At 71.3% G+C, this 23575-nt stretch carries 16 protein-coding genes; 10 read left to right on the top strand and 6 right to left on the bottom strand.

Annotation, left to right across the window (positions count from 1 at the left end; translation table 11 throughout):
* Positions 1-63 precede the first annotated feature (63 nt).
* From ACQPWU_RS16095 to ACQPWU_RS16080, 4 genes are all read left to right on the top strand, one after another.
* Entirely contained in the window at positions 64-873 is an 810-nt protein-coding gene (locus ACQPWU_RS16095) for a hypothetical protein (RefSeq protein WP_433440715.1), read from the top strand.
* A gap of 248 nt (positions 874-1121) precedes the next feature.
* Positions 1122-1793, top strand: coding sequence for a response regulator transcription factor (locus tag ACQPWU_RS16090; RefSeq protein ID WP_433440714.1), 672 nt, complete (start codon positions 1122-1124; stop codon positions 1791-1793).
* A gap of 49 nt (positions 1794-1842) precedes the next feature.
* The gene (locus tag ACQPWU_RS16085) at positions 1843-3171 is read left to right on the top strand and encodes a sensor histidine kinase (protein ID WP_433440712.1); all 1329 of its coding nucleotides are present in this window, start codon (positions 1843-1845) and stop codon (positions 3169-3171) included.
* A gap of 75 nt (positions 3172-3246) precedes the next feature.
* Positions 3247-4167 carry a DinB family protein gene (locus tag ACQPWU_RS16080; RefSeq protein ID WP_433440710.1) on the top strand — a complete coding sequence of 307 codons (921 nt, stop codon included), beginning with the start codon at positions 3247-3249 and terminating at the stop codon, positions 4165-4167.
* A 140-nt stretch (positions 4168-4307) separates the two neighbouring features.
* Here the strand turns inward: ACQPWU_RS16080 and ACQPWU_RS16075 are convergent, their stop codons facing one another.
* The 3 genes from ACQPWU_RS16075 to ACQPWU_RS16065 all read right to left on the bottom strand — a co-directional run bounded on the left by ACQPWU_RS16075 (position 4308) and on the right by ACQPWU_RS16065 (position 12890).
* Positions 4308-8279 carry a hypothetical protein gene (locus ACQPWU_RS16075; protein WP_433440708.1) on the bottom strand — a complete coding sequence of 1324 codons (3972 nt, stop codon included), beginning with the start codon at positions 8277-8279 and terminating at the stop codon, positions 4308-4310.
* Positions 8280-8291: 12 nt separating this feature from the next.
* Complete coding sequence (locus tag ACQPWU_RS16070) at positions 8292-11252, bottom strand: hypothetical protein (RefSeq protein WP_433440706.1); 2961 nt, start codon at positions 11250-11252, stop codon at positions 8292-8294.
* A 105-nt stretch (positions 11253-11357) separates the two neighbouring features.
* On the bottom strand, positions 11358-12890 hold the full coding sequence (locus ACQPWU_RS16065; RefSeq protein ID WP_433440704.1) for a PucR family transcriptional regulator: 1533 nt from the start codon (positions 12888-12890) through the stop codon (positions 11358-11360).
* Between the two features lie 92 nt (positions 12891-12982).
* On the opposite strand from ACQPWU_RS16065, the gene ACQPWU_RS16060 reads away from it, so the two are divergent.
* Both ACQPWU_RS16060 and ACQPWU_RS16055 read left to right on the top strand, forming a co-directional pair.
* Positions 12983-14260 carry an MFS transporter gene (locus ACQPWU_RS16060; protein ID WP_433440702.1) on the top strand — a complete coding sequence of 426 codons (1278 nt, stop codon included), beginning with the start codon at positions 12983-12985 and terminating at the stop codon, positions 14258-14260.
* A 48-nt stretch (positions 14261-14308) separates the two neighbouring features.
* Positions 14309-15892: an amidohydrolase gene (locus ACQPWU_RS16055; RefSeq protein ID WP_433445220.1), complete on the top strand. Its 1584-nt coding sequence runs from the start codon at positions 14309-14311 to the stop codon at positions 15890-15892.
* A gap of 45 nt (positions 15893-15937) precedes the next feature.
* On the opposite strand, the gene ACQPWU_RS16050 is transcribed toward ACQPWU_RS16055, so the two are convergent.
* Positions 15938-16711: a phytanoyl-CoA dioxygenase family protein gene (locus ACQPWU_RS16050; protein ID WP_433440700.1), complete on the bottom strand. Its 774-nt coding sequence runs from the start codon at positions 16709-16711 to the stop codon at positions 15938-15940.
* 95 nt (positions 16712-16806) lie between these two features.
* On the opposite strand from ACQPWU_RS16050, the gene ACQPWU_RS16045 reads away from it, so the two are divergent.
* Genes ACQPWU_RS16045 through ACQPWU_RS16035 form a run of 3 tightly spaced genes read left to right on the top strand, consistent with a single transcriptional unit; the run spans position 16807 to position 19641 of the window.
* On the top strand, positions 16807-17667 hold the full coding sequence (locus ACQPWU_RS16045; RefSeq protein WP_433440698.1) for an AraC family transcriptional regulator: 861 nt from the start codon (positions 16807-16809) through the stop codon (positions 17665-17667).
* Positions 17668-17708: 41 nt separating this feature from the next.
* Positions 17709-18971 (top strand): ABC transporter substrate-binding protein, encoded by a 1263-nt coding sequence (locus ACQPWU_RS16040; RefSeq protein ID WP_433440696.1) that lies wholly within the window; start codon positions 17709-17711, stop codon positions 18969-18971.
* Positions 18972-18993: 22 nt separating this feature from the next.
* Complete coding sequence (locus tag ACQPWU_RS16035; RefSeq protein ID WP_433440694.1) at positions 18994-19641, top strand: class I SAM-dependent DNA methyltransferase; 648 nt, start codon at positions 18994-18996, stop codon at positions 19639-19641.
* Between the two features lie 64 nt (positions 19642-19705).
* Here ACQPWU_RS16035 and ACQPWU_RS16030 read toward each other — a convergent pair whose 3' ends face one another.
* Positions 19706-20572 (bottom strand): LuxR C-terminal-related transcriptional regulator, encoded by an 867-nt coding sequence (locus ACQPWU_RS16030; RefSeq protein WP_433440692.1) that lies wholly within the window; start codon positions 20570-20572, stop codon positions 19706-19708.
* 85 nt (positions 20573-20657) lie between these two features.
* Here ACQPWU_RS16030 and ACQPWU_RS16025 point away from each other — a divergent pair, with 85 nt between their 5' ends.
* The gene (locus ACQPWU_RS16025; protein ID WP_433440691.1) at positions 20658-22274 is read left to right on the top strand and encodes an AMP-binding protein; all 1617 of its coding nucleotides are present in this window, start codon (positions 20658-20660) and stop codon (positions 22272-22274) included.
* Here ACQPWU_RS16025 and ACQPWU_RS16020 read toward each other — a convergent pair.
* Positions 22269-23570: a M28 family metallopeptidase gene (locus tag ACQPWU_RS16020; protein ID WP_433440689.1), complete on the bottom strand. Its 1302-nt coding sequence runs from the start codon at positions 23568-23570 to the stop codon at positions 22269-22271. The genes ACQPWU_RS16025 and ACQPWU_RS16020 overlap by 6 nt on opposite strands.
* Between the last annotated feature and the right edge of the window lie 5 nt (positions 23571-23575).

Below are 23575 nucleotides of genomic sequence, written 5' to 3'. Positions count from 1 at the left end.
GGATTGGCTGGCGACAGCCGCCGGCCGGAGATGCCGGCCCGGGCGGCCGGGAGGAGAAGCGACATGGACCGACGAAAGGCCGGTTTGGCCGCCGGGATGGTCGCGGTGATGGTGCTCGGCGGGTCGGGGGCGCTGGCGGCCTCGCCCCCGCCCGGCGGCGCCGACGATCCGTGCGCCAAGACCGCGACGTGCTCACCCGCCGACATCGCGAAGTTGAAGGAAGAGGCGGTGCTGAAGGAGCAGGCTGCGAAGGCCGAGGCGGCCCGGACCCAGGCCGTCGATCCCGGCCAGGACGGGTCCAGGTGCTCAGCCGACGTGAAGCAGCCTGAGGCGATCGATTCGGGCAAACTGGCCCGGGCGCTGGCCGACACGCTGGGCGTCGGGCTCGACCAGGCGACCGCCGCCATGGAGGAGCTCAACCTGCTCTCCCAGAAGGGCGGGATAAATCCCGACTCGGCGGAGTTCACGGCGGTGGCCGCGCGGCTGGGCGTGTCCGTGAACAGCCTGAACGAGGCGCTGGGCGCGATCAAGCGGAAATTCGCACCGCCGGAGGTCGGCACGCCGGACCGCGCCGGAACGCCGGAGCGCATGAACACGCCGGACCCCGTGAAGCCGGACTACGTGAAGCCGGATCCCGTGAAGACGCCGGACGGGATCGGGACGCCGGACCCGAAGATGCCGGACGGAGTCGGGACGCCGGACTCCAAGACACCGGACGGAGTCGGGACGCCGGACTCCAAGACGCCGGACGGAGTCGGGACGCCGGACTCCAAGACACCGGATGGAGTCGGCACGCCGGACTCCAAGACACCGGACGGAGTCGGCACGCCGGACTCCAAGACGCCGGACCCCGTCAAGACGCCGGGTTCCTGAGCCGCCGGACGGCCGGGTGGGCGACCAGCCCGCCGGGGATCACTGGGGGCTGGGCGATGGCCATCCCGCCCGGCTGTCCTGAGCGGCCGCACCCACCGAGACCCGAGCGGCCACGCCCTCCTGGCCATTCCAGGCATGGGAGGCAATCGCGCCACCCGGCTGTCCGAGGGACTCACCAGCGACCGTGCATCAGGCCTGGGGCATGAGAGGGCTGGGCGGCGGGGTGCTTCAGCAGGGAGAGTGTCATCATGCACGTCCTTGTGGCGGATGACGACGAGGCGGTGCGCCGCTCGCTGGCGCGCGCGCTCGCCCGTGAGGGCTATCACGTGAGCACGGCCGCCGACGGCCTGCTCGCCCTGGAGGCGGCCGGCGGTGGGAGGCAGGACGCGGTGGTGCTGGACATCATGATGCCCGGGCTGGACGGGCTGGAGGTGTGCCGCCGCCTCCGAGCCGGTGGCGACCGTACGCCGATCCTGATGCTCACGGCCCGCGACCTGGTCGCCGACCGGGTGGCCGGGCTGGATGCCGGGGCCGACGACTATCTGGTCAAGCCGTTCGCGCTGGAGGAGCTGCGGGCCCGCCTGCGTGCCCTGCTGCGGCGCAGCGGCGCGGCGGATGAGGTGCTGCGCTTCGCCGACCTCGAGCTGGACACCGCGGCCTGCCGGGCCTCGCGCGGCGCGCGGGTGCTCGACCTGACCAGGACCGAGTACACGCTGCTGAAGGTGTTCCTGCGCAACCCGAACCGGGTGCTGAGCCGCAGCGTGATCTTCGACGCTGTCTGGGGGTACGACTTCGGCCCGTCCTCCAACGCGTTATGGGTCTACATCAGCTATCTGCGGGCAAAGCTGGAGGCCGGGGGCGAGCCACGGCTGATCCAGACGGTGCGCGGGCTGGGGTACGTGCTGCGGGAGCAGCCGTGAACCCGCGGACCGAGGTCGACCACGACGGGTTCGTGCTGCGGGAGGAGCCGTGAAGCTGCGGACCCGGGTCGCGCTGGCGGGGGCGGCCGTGGTGGCGGCGGCGCTGCTGGTGGCCTCGCTCGTGCTGTATCCGTCGGTGGCGGCCGGACTGTCCGGACAGCACGACGGGGAGCTGGTGCTGGCCGCCGGCCAGGCGCCCCGCCTGCTGAAGACGTTCAAGGTCACCGAAGAGCCCCTGCCCGTGCGTCCGGTCAGCGTGGGCAACACACTGCTGCAGTTCTTCCCGCCTCCCGTGGAGCCGGGCGCGACGGGCGGCTTCGTGCCGCTCACCATCACGGATGCCGAGGTCGCGGTGGGCAGGAGCACCCCGTACTTCCAGGACGTGACCTATGACGGGGCCCGCTACCGCGTCTACACGGCCCCGCTGAACGAGGTCGACCAGGCCCTGGTGCGTACCGCGTTCCCGCTGGACCGGGACGACGAGACGCTGGGCAGGCTGAAGCTCCTTCTGGCGGCGCTGACATCGGGCGGCGCGCTGATCGCCGGGGTGGGCGCGCGGCTGCTCGCCGGGCGGGTGCTGCGTCCCATCGGCCGCCTGACCGAGGTGGTCGAGCACGTAACCGCCACCCGTACGCTCACCGCCGGCGGCCTGGACGCCAGCGGGCGCGACGAGGTGGCCCGCCTGGCCCGCTCCTTCACCACGATGACGGGCGCGCTGAACGAGTCCCTGCTGGCACAGCGGCGCCTGGTGGCCGACGCGTCGCACGAGCTGCGTACCCCGCTGACCAGCCTCATCACCAATCTGGAGCTGCTGGGGGAAGGACGCGGCACCGCCGACCCCCAGGCCCCTGCCCTGGTGCACGAGGCCCGCGCCCAGGCCGGCGAGCTGCGGGTGCTGGTCAACGACCTGGTGGAGCTCGCCCGGTACGGCGACACGCAGATCCACATCGAGGACGTCCGCCTCGACCTGGTGGCAGAGCGCGTGCTCGCAAGGGCACGGGCGCGCGCGCCGCACGTGCGGCTGCGGGCCGAGCTCGCCGAGTGCCTGGTGTGCGCGGACCCGGATGCCGTCGAACGCGCCGTCGCCAACCTCGTCGACAACGCGATCAAATGGAGCCCACCGGGTGGCGAGGTGCTGGTGCGGGTGGACCCCACCGGCACGCTGTCGGTCGCCGACCGGGGCCCCGGCATCGCGCCCAAGGACCTGCCCTTCGTCTTCGACCGGTTCTACCGCGCCGAGGCGGCCCGCGCGCTGCCCGGCTCGGGGCTCGGCCTGGCCATCGTGCGGCAGATCGCCGAGGCGCACGAGGGCACGGTACGGGCCGAGCCGCTTCCGCAAGGGGTCCGGCTCGCCCTGTCGCTCCCCTTGGCGACCTGAGCTGGGCCACCCCCCTGCGATCAGTGATGGGGCGGGGGGAACGTTCTGTCGGTGGCGGAGCGTAGCGTGCCGTCCATGGCGACACTACTCGGCAACCTGGTGGACCTCTCCGACTTCGCATGGCAGCGCCTGCGCACCCGGCTGGAGGGCCTGACCGACGAGGAATACCTCTGGGAGCCGGTGCCCGAGTGCTGGACGGTCCGCCGCGGCGAGGACGGCTCGTACGAAGCCGACGGGGCGCGGCTGCCGCCTGAGCCGCCGCCGTTCACCACGCTGGCCTGGCGGATCACCCACCTCATCGACGTGCTGCAGGCCGAGCGGACGGCGACCTGGTTCGGGCACCGGCCGTCGCCGCAGGACGGGCTGCCCGGGGTGCCGGGCAGCGCCGCCGACGCGCTGCGGGCGCTGGAGCATGCCTACGACGTGTGGCGGCGGCGGCTGGCCGGTTTGAGCGAGGACGATCTCGTCCGTCCCATGGGCCCGATCGCGGGGCCGTACGCCGAGCAGGACGGCACCGCCTTCGCCCTGCACATCCTCGACGAGCTCATCCACCACGGAGCCGAGATCGGCGTCGTGCGTGACCTCTACCATCAGCTCGGGCCGCGTGACCCCTTCGTGCTCGCCTGCGTGCGCGGCGACCGAGCGGAGATCGACGCCATGCTCGAGAAGGACCCCGCGCTGCTCGAGCGCACGCGTGCCGAGCATCCCGCCCTGCTGGTCCAGGCGGCCGCGCTGCAGCGCTGGGCGGCGGTGGAGGTGCTGGTCGAGCTGGGCTTCGACGTCAACGCCCGCTCCGCGTCCGGCCGCGTCCCGGCCCACTACGCCGCCGGAGCCGGGCACGTCGACACCCTGCGGCTGCTCCTCGGGCACGGAGCCGATCTGACCGTCACCGATGCGATGTACCAGGCCACACCGCTCGGCTGGGCCCAGTGGTTCGGCCAGGAGGAGGCCGCCGACTACCTCCAGCGGCACCAGGCCACCGGCGGCTCGGCCTGACAAGGGCCTTATACCGCCCAACCGCCCAACCATCCCGACCGACCCGCCGATCGGTCATGTCCCAGAGGGCCCGTGCGCCGGCACGTTCAGGAGCCCCGAGGGCGGGCGCGTCCATAAGACGTGCCCGCCCGCCAGAAGGGTCAGGCCAAGGGCTTCGACTCGTCCAGCTTGGCGATCTGGGTCAGCGCCGCCTTGTACTTCTTGGCCAGTTCCCGGATCTTGGCCCCATACGTGGCCGCGTCGGCGTTGACGATGTTGCGGGCGTTGGTCGCGTCCCACTTGGCCGGCAGGTCGTAGTCGGCCAGCTTGTGGTTGCCGCGGAACATCCCGTCCCGCATCCCCAGCACCATGATCCCCGCCGCGACCGCCGGTTTGGCGGCGTTCTCCGGGTTCGTCAGCAGGTCCACGTTCCCCAGCGAGGCCAGGTTGGTGAATTTGGCGTAGTTCGCCCGCCCGGTGACCTGGACGTAGCCGCGGCCGATGAAGACCATGAAGTCGCACTTCCTGGCCGCCTTCTTGACGGCGACCGGCTCGGCGTCCGGGTAGACGGTGCCGTTCCACAGAGCCACGTCCGCGGCGGTGCTGATGTCGCCCGCGTCCTTCAGCGCCTTGCCGGCCTTGATGTTGCCGGCGAGCGTGTTGTAGCTGCTCTTCTGGCCGGGGATGGCGTTGAAGAAGTACGCGTCGCGGGTGAACACGGTGTCGGTGGAGATGCCGTTGGAAAGCTCCGTGGTGTACTTGCCCATCGCCGATTCGTGGTGCGCGGTGGCCAGGACGTAGCTGACCGGGTTCAGGTCCGCCACCCCGTGGGCCGCGCAGGCGCCGAGTATCGCGTTCAGCGCCGTGCGTGCGGTGGCCGCGCCGTTGACGGTGTTGGCCACCGGCAGCGCGCGGTTCACCGCGACGGTGAGCGCGGCGGCCCGTACGCCGGCCACGTCGGCCGGCGGGAAGCCCGCGTCGTCCGGCAGCACCCCGGTCTTGACGAACTGGGCCGCGTAGAGGAAGCGGGCCGGGTTCTCCAGGCTCGCGCTGTGGGTGGTGACGACGTCCACGAACTCCGGGTACTTCAGCAGCGGATCGATCTCCTTGGCGAGGTTGCCGAAGCGCTTGGCCACGGCCGCCACCACGTCGGAGTCGGTGAGGAGCTGGAGCATCTGCACGAAGTCGAGCACGTTCGAGAACGTCGGCTCGGTGATGAGGACGGAGTTGAGCAGGGCGGGGTCCGAGACGGCAGGGGCCGGCGGGGTGGAACCGTTCTGGGTCACGGCGGGTTTCGTGTCGATCCCCTGGGCGGACAGCGCCTTGTCGACGAGGGCCGCCTTGACCGAGTCGCTTCCCGGCTGCACCCCGTCTCCATTGGTCTGGGAACCGTTCGCCCCGGCGTCCGCCTGTTTCTCGTTGATGGCCGCCTTCTCGTTGATGGCGGCGCCCGCCTCGGACAGCGTCTTCTCCTCGGGTTTCTTGGCGCTCATGGCGTCGGCCAGCGCGCTGAGCGTCGTCGCCAGAGCGGTGCCCGCGGCCTGGAGCTGGCCGATCGACGCCTTGCTCGCCGCGTCGAGCGCCTGCCCGGCAGCCTCACCGCTCGCGGTCAGCCCGCTCATGTTGCGGAAGGCGTCACTGGTCGAGATCGCGGTGAGCACGCTCGACAGGCCGGCCGGCTCCGGCAGCGCCAGCGGGCTCTGGATGTTGACCAGCGGCTTGTCGAACGTCCCCAGGTCCGGCGCCGTGGCCGGCGTGTGCGTGCCGGCCGTCAGCGGCTGGATCCCGGGCGGCGCGGGCGGCGGCGAATCGGCCCAGTCGAAGAACCGGGTGATGTCGAGCTTCTCCGCCGCGTTCGCCCGCCCGAGCACCGCTTCGGCGAACACGCCCCCGGTCGGCACCGCGACGGTGTCCACCGAGATCCGCGAGCGGTCGACGTGCTCGTGCACCCAGTCGCGCCAGTCGTCGTCCTCCTCGTACGTGAAGCGGTAGACGAGGTAGTTGCCCACGACCTGCAGGGGCGCGGGCGAAAGGTGGTCGACGAGGTTCACGGTGTGGCCGTCGCCCACGGCGACCTTGAACGGGGCCAGCTCCATGATCCGCGACTGCGGGTCCTCGTGCAGCCACACCTGCTGGCTGTAGTAGAGCCGGTTCTCGTTGAGCAGAGCGCCGAGCTGCGCCAGCGCGGGTGGGGTGCTGGTCTGGTAGAGGGGTACGTTGTTGAACTGGCTGACGCTGGTGTCGACGATGAAACTGCAGTCGAGCCATCGGGCCTCGGATCCGAGCCCGACCGCGAACTCCAGCTTCACCAGATGGTCCATGTGCGTACCCGGCGGGTAGCGGGAAGGCTGGTAGGACGGCTGCATCTGCAGCGACACCGCCGCGATCCGTCCGAAGGACAGCGGCGACTGGTCGGGCAGCTCGGAGTGGATCTCCGTGGGCGGGGCATCGTCGGCGGCCGACTGGTCGAGGGAGATGAGGTTGCCGTCCTCGAGCTGGATGTCGACCTTGAGCACGGCGGACCTGGGGTCGTCGGCGCTTACCGCCGGCCACCGCACGGTGTTGAGCTGCAGCCGGTAGTCAAGGGTCAGGCGATCCAGGTTCCCGTTGAACACGATGAACCCTTCACGCGCCAGTGCGCGCGCGTTCGCCTTCATCGCCGGCCCGAAGAGGTCGGCCAGCTTCCTGTAGAACGGAAAGGCCGGGTTCGGCGGGATGTCCGGCAGCCGGCTGCCCGTGGCGAAGTACAGCTCGAACCCGGCGGGGGCGCTCTCCTCGAGGTCGGCCAGCAGCGCGCGGGTCTGGCCGTCCAGCGCGGCCGCCCTGAGGATGGACAGGTACTTGACGATGTTGCGCTCGTCGGAGAAGTCGATGAGCCGCATCGGCAGGAAAATGCACCGCTCGGCGCCGGCCAGCCGCGTCTGCGTCTCGTAGACCTGCACCATCTCGTAGTACTGCACGGTGAGCGCGTGCATGTGGTTGTAGTTGGTGACCGTGCGCGTCGCCAGGTTCTCCGACTGCGTCTGGTTGACCTCGCTGACCGACGCGGCCCGCTGGTTGCGCAGCGAGGACGACACCTGCTGCGTCGCGTCCCTGATGTTCTGCTGCAGGTTGGTGGCGATGGCGCGGTCGCCGGTCGAGACCGTGTGCGTGGCCGCGACCTGCTGGTTTGCGCTGCCCGAGAACGAGCCGAAGAGCACGCCCGCGAGCCCGCCGACGCTGCCCGCTGTGGAGGTGGACTCGGTCGCCGTGACGGAGGCGCCTTTGGTGAACTCGGTCGCGACGCCGCTCGCGATCTGCGAGACCGTGCGGGCGCGATCGTTGCTGCTGCTCAGGCGCTCCGACTCGGTCAGCGACTGCTGCGTGGAGGCGGAGGACTTGCTGGTCCAGTCGATCACGGCGATGTTCGTGCTTTCCCCCGGTGCCAGCGGCAGGCTGTGCAGGAGGTGGCCCTTCGCCACGCCCACGGGGTTCCAGCTGTGCGTGTACGTCAGGCGCGCGCCGTACCGGACCCGGTCGAAACCGGCCTGCGGGGTGGCCGTGATGTCGAACAGCACACCTTCGAGCGTCTTGGGGTCCGCCCCGAACTCGCCGGGGAACATCACGACGGCCGAGTACAGGTGCCGTTCGGTGCCGAACTCGCCGCTCTTGGGCACCAGCTCGATCGGTGCCTCCAGGTCGGCGCCGTCGCCGACGACCGGGGTGTAGGCCTCGATCATGATCGCTTTGGCGGCGAGGTACGGCGGCCAGTACGCCAGATCCCTGATCGTCCGGACGCTGAGCTCCTGCCGCAGCGACTGCCCGATGGCCAGGTCGACGCCGGCCAGCACCTCGATGTCGGCGTAGGGCAGCTCGGCCGTGTCGGTGTCGAGGAACCCGTCGTCGACCAGCGACGAGGGGCCCCGCCCGTAGCGGCGCATCACCGATCGGGGGTTCTCGCTGGACGCCACGATACGGGCGGCGTCATCGAAGACGGCCGACACCGACAGGTCGAAGACCGTCATGGCCTTCACCGCCGCGATGGCCGCGGCGGCCGCGCCGCTCACGCCGAGCAGCACCGACGGCGGGCTCGTGAGGATCTGCGCGATCGACAGGTCGGCGAACTGCGATTTGACGAACGTCTGATATCCCATGTCGCTCTCCTGTCACACCAGCAGCGCGGCGGCCGCCGGCCCGAGGGCCTCGAGGATGGGCCCGATCTCGCCGCCGATGCCGGCCACCGCCTCAGCGCCGCCACCGGCGACCCAGTCGCCCAGCCCGGACGCGCCATCGGCCGCCGTCCCGGCGTTGACCGCCGTCCCGGCCGCGTTCCCGGCCTCGGCGCCCGCCGCGTTCCCCTTGCCTGCCAGGTTGAACAGCGACCCCAGGCCCTTAGCGGTCTTCGTGAGGTTCTCGCCACCGTCGGTGCCGGACGCGAGCAGCTTGCCGAAGGAGTCGGTGATGGCCTTGAGCGTGTCGTCGGCCTGCTTGGCCGCGGCCAGGTCACCGTCCCTGGAGGCCTCGAGGCTGGCCTTGAGCAGCCCCTTGGTGATGTCGATGCCGCTCATGTCGTTGAACAGCTTCGACACCATCAGCGTCTTCAGCAGCGCCTCGCTGTTGCCGAGCGCGGGCAGGGCGAGCGGCTGCTGGAGCGAGAGCACGGGCTCGGGCAGCGGCGTGACGGCCGGCACACCGATCCTGGTCTGCCGGCCCTGCTGTGCGGCGGCGATCTCCGGCGCCAGGTTGGGGATCGGCGACTCCTGCCACTTCCAGAAGCGCGTCACGTCGAGTTTCTCGGCCGAGTTGAACTCACCCAGGACCGCCTCCGTGAACACCCCTCCGGTGGGCAGGGGCACCAGCGCCACCTGCGGCACGGCGGCCTTGGTCTCGCGCCTCTTCCACGCCTGCCAATCTTTGTCGCCCTCGTAGGTGAACGGGAAGGCGACGTAGTTGCCCGCCACCGTGACGGGCACGGGATCGATCCACTCGACCACGCGGACCTTGACGTCGCCCACCTCGCACTCGTACGGCGCGAGCTGCATGACGAGCGACTGCCGGTCGGCCCGCATCCAAATGCTCTGGCTGTAGTGGAGCTGGTCAGCCATCAGCCTGGCGGAGACGTCGGCCACGTTGACCGGCGGGTGCCCCTGGAGGACGGTCATCTCGGTGGCCTGGCTGCGCGAGGCCACGAAGGCCGCGTCCAACCACAGGGTGCGGCCGCGCAGCTCGACGCGGAGCCACAGCCGGACGAGGTCGTGGTCCGACGGGCTGGTGTCCTTGGCGGCGACGAGCGAGGCCTGCAGGGTGCGCAGCCGGTCGAGCGGCACCCCGTCGCCGATGCCCGGCTGAGTCGCCGCGGCCGAGGCGCGGTCGTCCGAGCCGGTCAGGTACGTCGTGGCGCCGTCCACGAACTGCAGGGTGACCTTCGAGATCTGTGTGCCCTCCCAGGCGACGCCGCGCAGGATCGCCTCCCTGTCGAACTCGTACCAGCGGTGCCCGGCCCGGTCGAAGCTCTCCAGCCGGCGGGAGCGGACGGCCGCCTCGCTCTCGGAGCGCAGCGCGTCACGCAGCGCACGGATGCGCGTCTGGAGCTGCTGCACCCGCAGGCGTTTCTCGACGGCGCGCGCCAGGGCCAGCGCCGGTACCGCCGCCTCCTTGTCCTCCGCCGTGGACTGCACGGCCGTGCCTGCCTGGTCGCGTACCAGGTCGAGGGCCGCGGTGGCGAAGCGGTCGAAGGGGAACTCCAGCGCGGTCGTGTGCCGGAGCCGCGTCAGCATGTCGCGGGTCTCCCGGTCGAGCGCGGCGTCGGCCAGGATGCCGAGATAGCGCCGCACGATCGACTCGTCGCGGAAGTTCACCAGCCGCATGGGGATGAACACGCATCGCTCGATGCCGTCCAGCCGTGTCCTGGTCTCCCACGTCTGGACCACCTCGTAGTACTGCACCGACATCGCGTGCATGTGGTTGTTGTTGACGACCACGCGCGTGTTGATCGACTCGCTGTCGCCCTCGCTGACCTCGGTGACGATGGCTGCGCGTTTCGTGCGCGACAGCGCCGAGTTCTGCTGGGTACGGGCGTTGATGCTCTGCAGCGCGCTCGCGCTCATCGACCGGTTGCCGAACGAGGTCGAGTACGTCGCCGCGGTCCCCGCGGTGAAGCCGCCGGAGGCCTGGCCGCCGAGCAGCCCAAGCAGCCCCGGAGTGGCCGCGCTGGTCGTGACCGAGGCGGAACCGGCCACCGAGTCACCGCTCTGGAACTCGTGCGCGACCGCCCGGGTGACCTCGGAGATGACGGTCGAGTTGCTGAGCGCGTTCGACAGCTGCTCGGCCTGCGCCTCCTCTTCTTCGGTCTGCGCGGCCACGCGCCGCAACCAGTCCACCACCGTGAGCCGGGTGCTCTCCCCCGGTGCGAGCGGCAGGCTGTGCAGGAGCTGGCCCAAAGCCACGGCCTTCGGCGACCACGTCTGCGTGAAGTGCAGGATCGCACCGAAGGCGACGTCGTTGAAGCCGGTCTGCGACAGCGAGGTGACGTCGATCAGGCCGCCGTCCCAGACGTGCTCGCGCGAGGGCTTGCTCTCGATGAGCACCGTTCCGGTGTAGCGGACCTGGTGGGTGGCGAACTCACCCGAGCGGGCGATCAGATCGTCCGGCTCCTCCCGGTCGTACCCGGCGGCCTTCTCCGGCGCCAAGGCCTGCGTGAGGAGCTTGACGGAGGCCAGGTACGGCGGCCACTGCGCCAGGTCGCGCACCGACGTGACCGCCATGGTGTCCTGCAGGGACTTGGCGAGGGCCGGGGAGACGGCGACGAGGGTCTCGGCGGGCTGCCCGGGCAGCTCGGCCAGGCTGTCGTCGGGGCTCAGCGGCACGATGAGGTCGGACGGCGGGCGGGCGTGCCGTCCGAGGACCGAGTGGGGATCGGCCGCGGCCTCCACCACCCGCGCGGCATCACGGAACGCTCCAGAGAGGGCGAGATCGTAGACGGTGCGTACGGGGATCGTGTCGAGCGTGGCCTCGGCGGCGTCGGAGACGCCGAGCAGCACGCTGGGAGGGGACTGCAGGACCTCTCGGAGCTCCAGGTGAGCGAACTCCGTCTTCACATGGACGGTGTACGTCATCGCAGGTCGCATTCATGGGGTGATGGGCATCTCCCGGATATCGCGACCGTCGTGCGGGCCGTTTCCCACGCCGGGTGTCCAATACCGGCCAATCTCCCTGGAGGCGCCTCGCGCGTTTCATGAGGTCTGGGCGGGGCGGCCGGGCGGGACGAGGTCGCCGAGGGAGACGGCCAGCCAGAGCTGGAGCCGGTGGCCAGGGTCGGTCAGGGGGCGGCCGGAGACACGCTCGGCGACGGCCAGGCGGCGGCGGAGCGTGTTGCGGTGCACACCCAGCCGGCGCGCGGCCGTCTCCAGGTTCGAGCCCGCCTCCAGGTATGCCCGGACCGTGTCGACCAGGTCGCCGCCGTGCCGTGCCTCGTACTCGCGTAGCGGGCGGAGCGCGGCGGCGGAGAAGCGGTGCGCCGCCTCGGGCACGAACGCGTCCCTGAGCAGCGCCGACGTCTCCAGGTCGTCGACGTGGGCGTAGCCGTCGCCGCGGGCGGCCAGGGCGGCGGCGTGCCGCACCGCCGAGGGGAGCTCGTCCAGGCCGAACGCCCGGCAACCGCCGCCCGGCACGCCCAGCCGCGCGCACAGCTCCGCACCCCGCCGCCGCCCGCCCTCGGGCCCCTCCGGCAGCACGAACACCGTGTGCTCGGACCGGGAGCACACGAGGGCCGGCTCCGCGGCGTCCCCCACCACCTCTTCCAGCACTTCCGCCGCCGTCTCGACCGGCACCGCGGCCCGCGCCACGACCACCTCGTACGGCGGGTCCGCCACCGGGCACAGCTCGCCCAGCTGGCGGGGCGACAACCTGCCGTCGAGCACGGCGGCCAGCAGCGCGCCCCGCTGGGCGTGCGCCTTGGCCCGGCTGGCGCGCACGCCGAGCAGCTCCATGGCGAGCAGGCAGGCGGCCTGGTTGGCCAGCATCCGCGCGTGCCACTCCAGCGGCGAGGCGGTGCACACCGCCAGCCAGCCGGTCGGCGGCCCCGAGAAGCCCAGGCTCTGCACCTGCACGGCCTCGATGCCGTCGTCCAGGACGCCGGCGCTGCGCCGGGCCGCCCCCTCCGCCATCTCCCGGGCTCTGGCGTGCCAGGGCCGCTCCCCCGCCGGCGTCGCCGCCCTGGGCTTGCCCTGCGGATCCAGCAGCATGGACTCGCCGCCGGTGTGCTCGGCCAGCGCGCGCAGGATGCCCGACGTGCCCGACAGCAGCGCGGCCCGTGCCATGGCCTCCTGGGCGGCGACGACCCGCCGCTCCCCGCGTACCCGCTCGTCTGCGTGCCACCGGGCGACGGCCTCGGTCACCGCGATGAACGGCGTGAGGATCTCCAGCACCGGCAGGCCATGGAGATCCGCGGCGGCCAGCACCTCCTCGGGGACGGCGGTCATCGCCTCGCCGAGCGCGAAGGCCAGCCCGGCGCAGCCCGCGCCCGACAGCCGCTCGACGTACGCGTGCCGCCCGGCGGGGTCGGCGGGCAGGCCGAGCCCGATGGCCATCACCAGCTCGCCCCCGCGCAGCCACGGCACGGGGTCGGCCAGCTCCGACACGTGCGCCCAACGCACCACACGCGTCAGCCCGGCGCGCCCGGCCAGCAGCCGCATGCGCATGCCGGGCAGGGTCATGGCCTGGGCGACGGTCAGCGCCATGGGAGCCGCCTGCAGTGCATACTGCACCCTAATTCATCCCCAGTAGTGCATTTCCTCCCGGCCCCGCCATGCCTGACCTGCGCTTATCGTCGTCGCACCCCCTGACACCCGGAGGAACCATGAATCGCGCCACCCGGGCGGCCGGCGCCGCCTTCGTCGGGACCACGATCGAGTGGTACGACTTCTACGTCTACGCCACAGCCGCCGCGCTGCTCTTCGACGACCTGTTCTTCCCCAACGCCTCCAGCCCCACGGTGGCGCTCATGGCGTCCTTCGCCACGTACGCGGTCGGCTTCTTCGCCAGGCCGCTCGGCGGCATCGTCTTCGGCCACTTCGGCGACCGGGTCGGCCGCAAGTCGGCGCTGGTGGTCACGTTGCTCATGATGGGCGGCGCGACGTTCGCCGTGGGCCTGCTGCCCACGTACGCGTCGATCGGCACGCTCGCCCCCGTGCTGCTGGTGCTGCTCCGCTTCGTGCAGGGGCTGGCGGTCGGCGGCGAGTGGGGCGGGGCCGCGCTCATGGCGGTCGAGCACGCGCCCGAGGGCAAGAAGACCTTCTACGGCGGCTTCGCCCAGCTCGGCAACCCGGCGGGCGCGCTGCTGGCCACCGGCGCGTTCAGCCTGATCACCCTGTTCGGCGATGACGCGCTGCACTCGTGGGGCTGGCGGGTGCCGTTCATCATCTCGGCCGTGCTGGTGCTGGTCGGCCTGTTCATCCGGCTCCGCGTCGAGGAGTCGCCCGTCTTCGAGCAGACCGACAAGACCGGGGTGCCGATCAAGGAGGTCTTCCGCACGTCGTGGCGGTCGGTGCTGCTCGGCATCGGCACGCTGCCCGTGGCCATCGGCGGCTACTACATCCTCACCACGTTCCTGTTGTCGTACGCCACGGGCCCGTCCGTCGGCGAGACCGAGCAGCTCATTCTGAACGGCCTCAGCTTCGCCGCGTTCGTCGAACTGGTCGCCACGCTCGGCATCGCCTGGATGGGTGACAGGTTCGGCGGGCGCAAGGTCGCCATCTGGTTCCTCGTCATCACCGCGGTGCTGGCCGTGCCGCAGTTCGCGGTGCTCGGCTCGCACAGCACGTTCCTGATCTTCCTGATGCTCGGTCTGATGCGGCTGGCCACCTCGGGCACCTACGGGCCGATGGCCGCCATCCTGTCCGAGATGTTCCCGCCGCACGTCCGCTACACCGGGATCTCGCTCGCCTACCAGGGCGCCGGCGCGATCTTCGGCGGCCTGTCCCCGCTGGCCGCCACCGCCCTGGTCGGCGTGTACGGCGGCGCCGCCTGGCCGGCCGTGGCCCTGCTCGTCGCGATGTGCGCGCTCAGCGTGCTCTGCCTGGCCGTGGCGCCCCGCCACCGCGACCACGTGCCGGCCGCTCCCATCACCATCGAATAGGAGAGTGCATTGTCCACCACCGTCATCACCGGCGGGAGGGTCGTCACCATGGACCCCTCGAACCCGTACGCGCAGGCCGTGGCCGTGCGCGACGGCCGCGTCCTGGCCGTCGGGCGCGAGCAGGACGTGCTGGCCGCGGCGGGCCCGGGAGCCGAGGTCGTCGACGCGGGCGGGCGGAGTGTGCTGCCCGGCTTCATCGACCCGCACAACCACCTGCTGTCCACCGCCGAGACGCTGGTGGCGGTTGACGCCCGCTACCCGGCCGTCGGCAGCGCCTCCGACCTGATCGCCGCCATCGCCGCCGAGGCCGCGAGGACCCCCGCGGGCCAGTGGATCAGGGCGTACGGAATGGACGACGCCAAGTACCCCGGCGGGCGGCCGACCCGGCGGCAGCTCGACGAGGCCACCACCGAGCACCCGGTGATCGTCTACCACGTGTCCGGACACCAGGCGGTGGTCAACTCGGCCGCGCTGTCCTGGCGCGGCATCGGCGACGACGTGGCCGACCCGGCGGGCGGCGCGTTCGTGCGGGACGAGGGCGGGCGGCTGACCGGCATGGTGCTGGACTCGGCCATGGAGCTGATCCTGCCGGTGGCCGTGGACATCGGCTGCCACGGCCCCAACTTCCACGTCGACCTGCCTCTTGAGCAGCTGAGGTCGTGGCTGGAGCTGGCCGGGGAGACGTACCTGCGGGCCGGGGTGACCACCGTGTGCGACCCGCAGGTGTCGCGCCGCGAGCTGCTGGTCTACCGGTCCGCCTGGGAGGCGGGCACGCTGCCGGTGCGCACCGCGGTCATGCCGCTGTCGCACATGCTGGACGAGCTGTCCTCGATCGGCCTGGCGGGCCCGTTCGGCGACGACCGGCTGCGGTTCGGGGCGATGAAGTTCTACTGCGACGGCACGCTGCTGGGCGGCACCGCGATGTTCGACGAGCCGTACGGCGAGGGCTTCACGGGCTCGCTCTACCACCAGCCGGAGCAGCTCGTGGACCTCGTACGGCGGGCCGCGACCGCGGGCTGGCAGATCGGCATCCACACCCAGGGTGACCGGGCGATGGGCTACTCCCTCGACGCGATCAAGGCCGCGGTGGCGGTGTCGGGCGACGACGCCCGGCCCAGGATCGAGCACTGCGGTTACCCCACCCCCGCCCAGGTCAGGGAGTTCGCCTCGCTCGGCGTGATCCCGGTCAACCAGCCCAACTTCCTGTACGACAGCGGCACCGACTTCGTGCGCCGGCTCGGCGAGCGGCGGGCGCACCGGCTGCAGCCGATGCGCGAGGAGCTGGACGCGGGGCTGCGCCCGGTGCTGTCCAGCGACTCGTTCGTCTCCTCGCTGCGGCCCATGGAGACCGTCTCCAACGCGGTGGTCCGCCGTACCAGGGAGGGCGGGCCGATCGGGGCCGAGCAGGCGATCACCTTGGAGGAGGCGCTGCGCGCGCACACGATCGACGCGGCCTACGCCCTGCGCATGGAGGACCGGATCGGGTCGCTCACGCCCGGCAAACTGGGCGACGTGGTGGTGCTGGACGCGGACGTCCAGAGTCTGCCCGCCGGCGCGCTGTCGGGCGTGGACGCGTGGCTCACCATGCTCGACGGGCACATCGCCTACCGCGCGCCCGTGCCGGCCGAGTAGCGCCTCTCGACTGGTGCGAGGCGCGGGGCGGCGGCACGTGCTCCCTTACTTCCCGGCTCCGGCGAAGGGCATGTGCTCGCCCTCCACGTACGCCGGGAACGGCTGGTAGACGTTCACGCCCGGGTTCCCGCGCAGCAGCAGGGCGGAGACGAACGGCTGCTCCTCGCTCGTGATCCGGGTCGAGGTCGGGATGTAGCGGATGGTCAGGCCGCAGCGGCGGCGCGGCGAGGTGTTGGCGTTGGAGGCGTGCAGGATGTTGGGGTGGTGGACCTCCACGTCGCCGGGCGCCAGGACGAGGTCCACGGCCTGCGACTCGTCCACGGTCACCGCGCTCTCCGAGCCGAGCACGTTGTCGATGTCGTCGCGCTGCCGCAGCTCGTGCAGGTCCTGCTTGTGCGAGCCGGGGATCACGCGCATGCAGCCGTTCTCCGGCGTGGCCTCGTCCACGGCCAGCCAGAGCGTGACGACGCGCATCGGCTCCAGCGGCCAGTACGCGCCGTCCTGATGCCACAGGACCGGCTTGCCGGAGAAGGGCGGCTTGCTGATGTAGTGCGAGGCGAACAGCGCGATGTCCGGGCCGACGAAGGTCTCGGCGAGGTCCAGCAGCCGGTCGTCGCTGACCAGCCGCACCCAGAAGGGGTCACCGGCGACCAGCTCGGTGCCCAGGTCCTCGCCGTGCAGGTCGGGGTGCCTGGCCTGGAGCCAGGCGACATGGTCGCTCGCCTCGGCGATCAGGTCGCGGTCGAGGACGTCGCGGAAGATCGTGTAGCCGTCGCGGTCGTAGTCCTGGAGGGTCCGGTCGACTTCCGTGATCACCATGTGCTCCTTGTGAGGGGTGGGCGTCAATCGGATTCTTCGGTCTTCAGGGCAGGCGTTACTAGCACTCGCCGCCCCATAAGTATTAATTTCCTGACATGCCGACCGTCCTGCGCTGGGTCGAGTTCGCGGCCGGCCTGCCGTACCACGCGGCCCTGGTGCCGGTGACCGGCAGCCGCAGGGACCGGCCGGAGCCGCACAGTCACGCCGACTTCCACGAGCTCGTCTTCGTGACCGCGGGGGCGGGCGCGCAGAGGGTCGGCGAGGCGGAGCTGCCGCTGCGCGCGGGCGACGTCGTGCTGGTACGCCCGCATGACCGCCACGAGTTCGCCTCGAACGACGGCATGAGCTTCGTCAACATCGCCTTCCCGAGCGAGCGCTGGCGTGCCTTCGCCGACCTGGCCGGGCTGGCGGGCCCGGCGGACTGGGATCGCCGGGAGTTCCCGCCGTCGGCGCGCGCCGATCTCGGCGGGCCGGTGGCGGCGGAGTTCGGCCGGGTGCTCGGCGCCTATTCCGGCGCGCCCCGCGTCCTCGACCTGGTCGGGCTGTGGACGGCGGTCGTCCCTCTGCTGGAACGCGCCGACGGCACGGCCGTGGACCCGCGGCCCGGCTGGCTGGTGTCGGCCTGCGCCGCGATGCGCCGCGAGGAGCACCTGCGCGAGGGCCTGCCCAGGCTCCAGGCGATGGCCGCGGTCAGCTCGGGGCACCTGGCCCGCTCGATGCGCAGGCACTACGGCTGCACGCCGATCGGGTTCGTGGTCGGTCGCAGGCTGGAGCACGCCGCCCTGCTGCTGGCCACGACGACGGAGGGCATCGGCCGGATCGCCCAGCGCTGCGGCTTCTCCAGCCAGTCGTACTTCGGCCGGCTCTTCCAGGACAGGTACGGCATGGCCCCGCGAGATTACCGGGAGGTTACGCGTCGGGCCGTCGTCCCTATGGACACCCAAGATATCAAGTGATTAGATGACTTATCCCCCCAAGATCGAAGAGGAGGCCGGGCATGATCCGGTCACTTGGTATCGCCGCCGCCATTTGCCTCGCTCTCACCGCCTGCTCCTCCGGCGGCTCCGCGCCCAAGCAGGCCGCCGGCAAGACGGAGCTGAAGCTCTACAACGACAAGGGCGCATGGAGCAAGTACTTCGACGAGATGGGCAGCCTGTCCAAGCAGCAGATCGGCCTGTCGATGAAGCCGGTGGGCTACACCGACGAGCCGACGTACCAGGCGTTCATCAAGGCATCCTTCCGCACGAACGTGAAACCCGACCTGTTCACCTGGACGACGGGCGGACGGATGGCGGAGATCGTCGGCCAGAAGCAGGTGGCGGAGACGACCCCGATCTGGCAGGAGGCGATCAAGAACGGCGACCTCTCGGCGGACCTGGCCAAGTACTACACGGTGGACGGCAAGCAGTACTGCGTGCCGCTGAACGCGGCGTACTGGGGCATGTTCTACAACAAGTCGACCTTCGACAAGTACCGGCTCAAGCCCCCGACCACGTGGGACGAGCTCATCAAGATCGCCGACACGCTGAAGAAGAACGGCGTGACCGCGTTCTACCACACGTCGGTGCTGTTCTCCTTCGTCTGGTTCGAGCAGCTGCTCGCCGGCACCGACCCCGACCTCTACGACCGCCTCTCGACCGGCCAGGCGAAATACACCGATCCCGGCGTGGCCGAGGTGATGAAGCGGTGGAAGTCGATGATCGACGCCGGCTACTTCAACAACCCGGGCGACAAGACCGACCCCGCCGACATGCTCAAGACCGGCAAGGCGGCGATGGTGTCGTTCGGCACGTGGTTCAACACGAGCATGACGCAGCGTGATCTCAAGGCGGGCACCGACTACGGCTTCTTCGTCATCCCGAACGTCAACCCGGCCCTGCCCAAGACCTCGATGATCTTCGAGAGCGGCCCGCTCTGCTCGCTGGCCAAGGCGCCCGACCCCGGCGCCAGCATGAAGTACCTCAAGTGGTGGGTCGGGCCGGCCGCGCAGGAGAAGTGGGCCACGGCCAGGGGCGACGTCTCGGCCAACCCCAAGGTGGCCATCGCCGACCAGGCCATCGCCGAGGTCAGCAAGGCCGCTGGGAGCGGTGAGTACCGGCTGGTGAACCGCTACTTCGAGGCGACGCCGCCGGCCGTGCTCACCGCCGCGCTGGACGGGTTCGGCGCCTTCGTCGTCAAGCCGGACACCTACCAGAAGGTGCTCACCGACATCCAGGCCGCCGCCGACGAGTACTGGAGCACCCACCAACAGGGGAACTGAGTCACCGGCTACGGTGATCCGCGTGACCGAGCCCCCCTTCCTCGCCGCCATCCGGACGTCCTACGACACCGTCGCCGCCGACTTCGCCAAGCGCTACGAGGGTGTGCTGGAGACGTTGCCTCTGCCCCGCGCGATGCTGGGCGCGTTCGCCGAGCTCGTGCTGGCCTCCGGACGCGGGCCGGTCGCCGACGTCGGGTGCGGGCCAGGGCACGTGACCGCGCACCTGGACGCGCTCGGGGTGCCGGTGTTCGGGATCGATCTGTCACCGGGGATGGTCGAGGTGGCCCGGGAGGCGTATCCCGGGCTGCGGTTCAGCGTCGGCACGATGACCGCGCTGGACCTCGAGGACGGCGTCCTGGGCGGCATCCTGGCCTTCTTTTCGACGTACCACATCCCGCCGGAGCACCTGCCGGTGGTGTTCGCCGAGTTCCACCGGACGCTGGCGCCGGGCGGGCACCTGCTGCTGGGCATATACATCGGCGACGAGCACCTGCGTCCGGAGCGCGGCTACGGGCATCCGGTGTCCTACGAGTCGTACCTGCTGCCGGTGGAACGCGTCGTGGACCTGCTCGCCGAGGCGGGGCTCGTCGTGACGGCACGGCTGCTGGAGGAGCCCGGCGAGCGGGCGAAGCGGCCGCACGGCTGCCTGCTGGCCCACAAGCCGCAGTGACCGCCGCCCTATGGCCCACCCTTACGGCGACGCAGGCCGGTCGCCGTGCCGTGCGGGAACGAGGCTAGGGCAGGAAGCCGCGGCGGCGGGCGGTGACGACGGTCTCCATCCGGGTGTGGGTGCCCAGCTTGCGCATGGCGTTGCGCAGGTAGCCCTTGACCGTCTCCGGCCGGATCCCGAGCCGGACCCCGATCTCGGCGTTGCCGCAACCCACGGCGACCAGGGCGAGGACGTCGAGCTCGCGCGGCGACAACGGGCTGGCCTGGTGCGGGGCTCGGCCGTTCGAGCCGGCCAGCCGGTCGCAGACGTCCTGGAGCCGGGCCCGGATCACGGCGTCGGAGACGTCCCGCGCGATGGCCCTGAGCTCGGCGTGCGCCTGGCGGACCACCTCCCACTCGCCGGTGGTCGGCGACTCGCGGGCGGCGCGGGTGATCGCCGCCGTCTCCACCTCGGCCAGCCGGCGCTCCACCTCGCGCCGTACGGTCATCTCGAAGCTCACCCGCATGGAGACCTGGGTCATGGCGTCCAGCACGCGGTCGCTGATCGACAGCGGCTCGCGGATCCCGCCATACAGGACCCCCGACACCATGCCGTCCACCGTGACCGGCACGGCCGCGATGGCCCGCAACCCCTCGAGGTTGACCGGTTTGTCGTACTCGTGGCTGATGCGCGGGTCTGCGGTGTAGTCGTCGACGGCGCCGGGCCGGGCGGTGGTGATCACCCTGCCGCCGAGCCCGTTTCCCGCGCTGACGACGAGGCCGCGTAGCGCGCCGGTCAGGGTGCCGCTGAACTCCGTCAGCGTGACGCCGTGAGAGCGGCCCCCCACCACGCCGCCGAACGCGACGGGCAGCCCGGTGGCCCGCCGCAGCCTGCCCACAGCGGCCTGGAACGTCTCGCGTTCACGGTCGGCGGGCGCGTACGGTGCGGCCATGGCATCAGCATGGACCAGGCCCGCCGCCGCGGGCCACCCCCGAACGGGGGTGGCGGGGCGCCGGATATGGGGGAATCCTCCGGGCATGGCTGATGCACTGCTCTCGTACGCCTCGGGCGTGTCCGAGGTCCCCCTGCTGGGAGAGACGATCGGGGAGAACTTCGAGCGCACCGTTGCGCGGTTCGGCGAGCGTGAGGCGCTGGTGGACATGGCGGCCGGGCGCCGCTGGACCTACGCGGAGCTGGACGCCGCCGTGAACGAGGTGGCGCTCGGCCTGCTGGCCCGCGGCATCGCCAAGGGCGACCGGGTGGGCATCTGGGCGCCCAACTGCGCGGAGTGGGTGCTCGTCCAGTATGCCACCGCCAAGATCGGGGCCATCCTGGTCAACGTCAACCCCGCGTACCGGGCCCACGAGCTGGCCTACGTCGTGAAGCAGTCCGGCATGCGGCTGCTGATCAGCGCGGTCGCGCACAAGACCAGCGACTACCGGGCGATGATCGACGAGATCGGGTTCAAGGACGCCGTGTTCATCGGCGAGCCCGGGTGGGACGAACTGGTCGAGAACGGCAGGCGCGGCGACCCGGCCGCGTTACGGGAGCGGGCGGCGCGGCTGACGTTCGACGACCCGATCAACATCCAGTACACGTCGGGCACCACCGGCTTCCCCAAGGGCGCCACGCTGTCCCACCACAACATCCTCAACAACGGCTACTTCGTCGGCGAACTGGTCGGCTACACGGAGGCCGACCGGGTGTGCCTGCCGGTGCCGCTCTATCACTGCTTCGGCATGGTCATGGGCAACCTCGGCGCGACCTCCCACGGCTCGTGCATCGTGCTGCCGTCGCCGGGGTTCGACCCGGAGGCGACGCTGCGCGCCGTGCAGGAGGAGCGGTGTACGTCCCTGTACGGGGTGCCGACGATGTTCATCGCCGAGCTGGCCGCACTGTCCGGGTCCGGAAATTTCGACCTTTCGACCCTCAGAACGGGCATCATGGCGGGCTCCCCGTGCCCGGTCGAGGTCATGAAACGGGTCGTCAGCGAGATGAACATGGCCGAGGTCGCCATCTGCTACGGCATGACCGAGACCTCGCCGGTGTCCACGATGACCCGCAGGGACGACGGCCTGGCCCGCCGCACCGAGACCGTCGGCCGGGCCATGCCGCACATCGAGGTCAAGGTCGTCGACCCGGAGACCCGCCTGACCGTCCGCCGGGGCGAACCGGGCGAGCTGTGCACCCGCGGCTACTCGGTCATGCTCGGCTACTGGGGCCAGCCGGACGCCACGGCCGAGGCCATCGACACCGCCCGCTGGATGCACACCGGCGACCTGGCCACCATGGACGCCGACGGCTACGTCAACATCGTGGGCCGCATCAAGGACATGGTCATCCGCGGCGGCGAGAACATCTACCCGCGCGAGATCGAGGAGTTCCTCTACGGCCACCCGGACATCAGCGACGTCCAGGTGATCGGCGTGCCCGACGAGAAGTACGGGGAGGAGCTCATGGCCTGGATCGTCATGCGTCCGGGCGCCGAGCCGCTGACGGCCGAGCGGGTCAGGGAGTTCTGCACGGACCGGCTCGCCCACTACAAGATCCCCCGGTACGTCCACGTGGTGGACGCGTTCCCCATGACCGTCACGGGCAAGATCCGCAAGGTGGAGATGCGCGAGCGCGCCGCCGACATCCTCGGCCGCTCATGAGGGGTCGCGCGCGGTCCAGCCCGCGGTGCCTTCGACGATCCTGACGGCGGCGCGGGCCAGCGGCTCCAGCCCCGCCACGTCCACCTTGTCGAGGGTGTCGGCCGAGTCGAACAAGTACATGGGCGCGGACAGGAAGTGCACCAGCGGCACCCCCTCCGGGTGGAAGAAGGCGCCGTCGGTCGGCGGCATCGGTGAGAACACGTCGGGCGGCAGCACGAACGACCGCCGCAGGTCCTCGGCGACCAGCGCCTCATGGACGAGCCTCTCCAGCCGGGGCCGCCTGGAGGTGAACCACCACCGCGGCTCCGGATCGCCGGTCGGCACCAGCTCGCCGTCCACGCCCTCGCACCGGAGGGCGGCGTGCTCCAGGTGGAGCTGGAGCACGACGTCAGGAAGCATGGCCCGGTTCTCCTCGATGAACGCCCTCGTCCCGGCGGCCAGCGCCATGTGCCCGGCGGTGAGCAGGAAGAGCAGGTTGTGCGGGCGCTCGCGGGCGGGCACGGAGGCCCAGTGGCGGGCGGCGGCCAGCACGAGCGCGATCCCGGTGGCGTCCTCGACGGCCGAGGCCCAGGGCGCGTCGTGGTGCGAGCCGATGATCACCCACTGGTCGGACGCGCCCGGCAGGACGCCGATGACGTTGTGCGAGACGGCAGGCCCGGTCTCCGCCTCGACGGTGAGCACACCGGTGCGCGGCCCCTCGTCGATCAGCGCGAGCACCCGCCGCGCGTCGCGCCCGGACAGCCACACGGCCGGGATGTCCCTGGTCTCGGCGTCGTAGGGGGCGTAGTAGTCGCGGGTCTCCCACGGCACACCGGTCAGCCCGCCCGCGAATCCCGCCGCGCCACCCCGCATCGCGCCGTGCAGCACGTCCAGGTAGTCGAGCTGGAACGGCAGCACCTGCGTGAGCTCGTCGAACGCGCCTTCCGGGTCGTGCCAGGCTGTCGCCAGGTCCCTGAGGTAAGCCTGCGGCAGCTCGGTGAACGCCATCTCGGGCACCACGATCGCCCCTGGCGCGACCTCCCTGCTCAGCGGCGCCCGCACCCGGGCCTTCGCCCTCGTGTACGGCAACGCGAACGCCTCGAACTCAGGCCCGCCCTCCACCGCGAGGGTGGCGCTGACCGGCTTCCAGCACGGCAACTCGACGGGCGCCAGCCGCACGCCCTCCAGCCCGAACTCCTCGAAACGCGCAGCGGCCCACGCGGCGGTCCAGTCGTCGGCCGGATACCCCGGGCGCCTGATCCCCCGCTCGGTGACGGCCCGGATCCACGCCATCATCTCGCCTGCGTCCGGAATCATCGCCA

This window comes from Nonomuraea sp. CA-141351 (genome assembly GCF_050944675.1).
In the GTDB taxonomy this organism is placed as follows: Bacteria; Actinomycetota; Actinomycetes; order Streptosporangiales; family Streptosporangiaceae; genus Nonomuraea.
The sequence above is the reverse complement of the archived record's forward strand: the minus strand, read 5'-3'. Positions and strand labels throughout refer to the sequence as shown.

Excerpts from the sequence above, each read along its gene's own strand:
- ACQPWU_RS16095 (WP_433440715.1), top strand. The coding sequence starts at position 64 with ATGGACCGACGAAAGGCCGGTTTGGCCGCCGGGATGGTCGCGGTGATG.
- ACQPWU_RS16090 (WP_433440714.1), top strand. The coding sequence starts at position 1,122 with ATGCACGTCCTTGTGGCGGATGACGACGAGGCGGTGCGCCGCTCGCTG.
- ACQPWU_RS16080 (WP_433440710.1), top strand. The coding sequence starts at position 3,247 with ATGGCGACACTACTCGGCAACCTGGTGGACCTCTCCGACTTCGCATGG.
- ACQPWU_RS16075 (WP_433440708.1), bottom strand. The coding sequence starts at position 8,279 with ATGGGATATCAGACGTTCGTCAAATCGCAGTTCGCCGACCTGTCGATC.
- ACQPWU_RS16070 (WP_433440706.1), bottom strand. The coding sequence starts at position 11,252 with ATGCGACCTGCGATGACGTACACCGTCCATGTGAAGACGGAGTTCGCT.
- ACQPWU_RS16060 (WP_433440702.1), top strand. The coding sequence starts at position 12,983 with ATGAATCGCGCCACCCGGGCGGCCGGCGCCGCCTTCGTCGGGACCACG.
- ACQPWU_RS16055 (WP_433445220.1), top strand. The coding sequence starts at position 14,309 with ATGGACCCCTCGAACCCGTACGCGCAGGCCGTGGCCGTGCGCGACGGC.
- ACQPWU_RS16050 (WP_433440700.1), bottom strand. The coding sequence starts at position 16,711 with ATGGTGATCACGGAAGTCGACCGGACCCTCCAGGACTACGACCGCGAC.
- ACQPWU_RS16045 (WP_433440698.1), top strand. The coding sequence starts at position 16,807 with ATGCCGACCGTCCTGCGCTGGGTCGAGTTCGCGGCCGGCCTGCCGTAC.
- ACQPWU_RS16040 (WP_433440696.1), top strand. The coding sequence starts at position 17,709 with ATGATCCGGTCACTTGGTATCGCCGCCGCCATTTGCCTCGCTCTCACC.
- ACQPWU_RS16030 (WP_433440692.1), bottom strand. The coding sequence starts at position 20,572 with ATGGCCGCACCGTACGCGCCCGCCGACCGTGAACGCGAGACGTTCCAG.
- ACQPWU_RS16025 (WP_433440691.1), top strand. The coding sequence starts at position 20,658 with ATGGCTGATGCACTGCTCTCGTACGCCTCGGGCGTGTCCGAGGTCCCC.
- ACQPWU_RS16020 (WP_433440689.1), bottom strand. The coding sequence starts at position 23,570 with ATGATTCCGGACGCAGGCGAGATGATGGCGTGGATCCGGGCCGTCACC.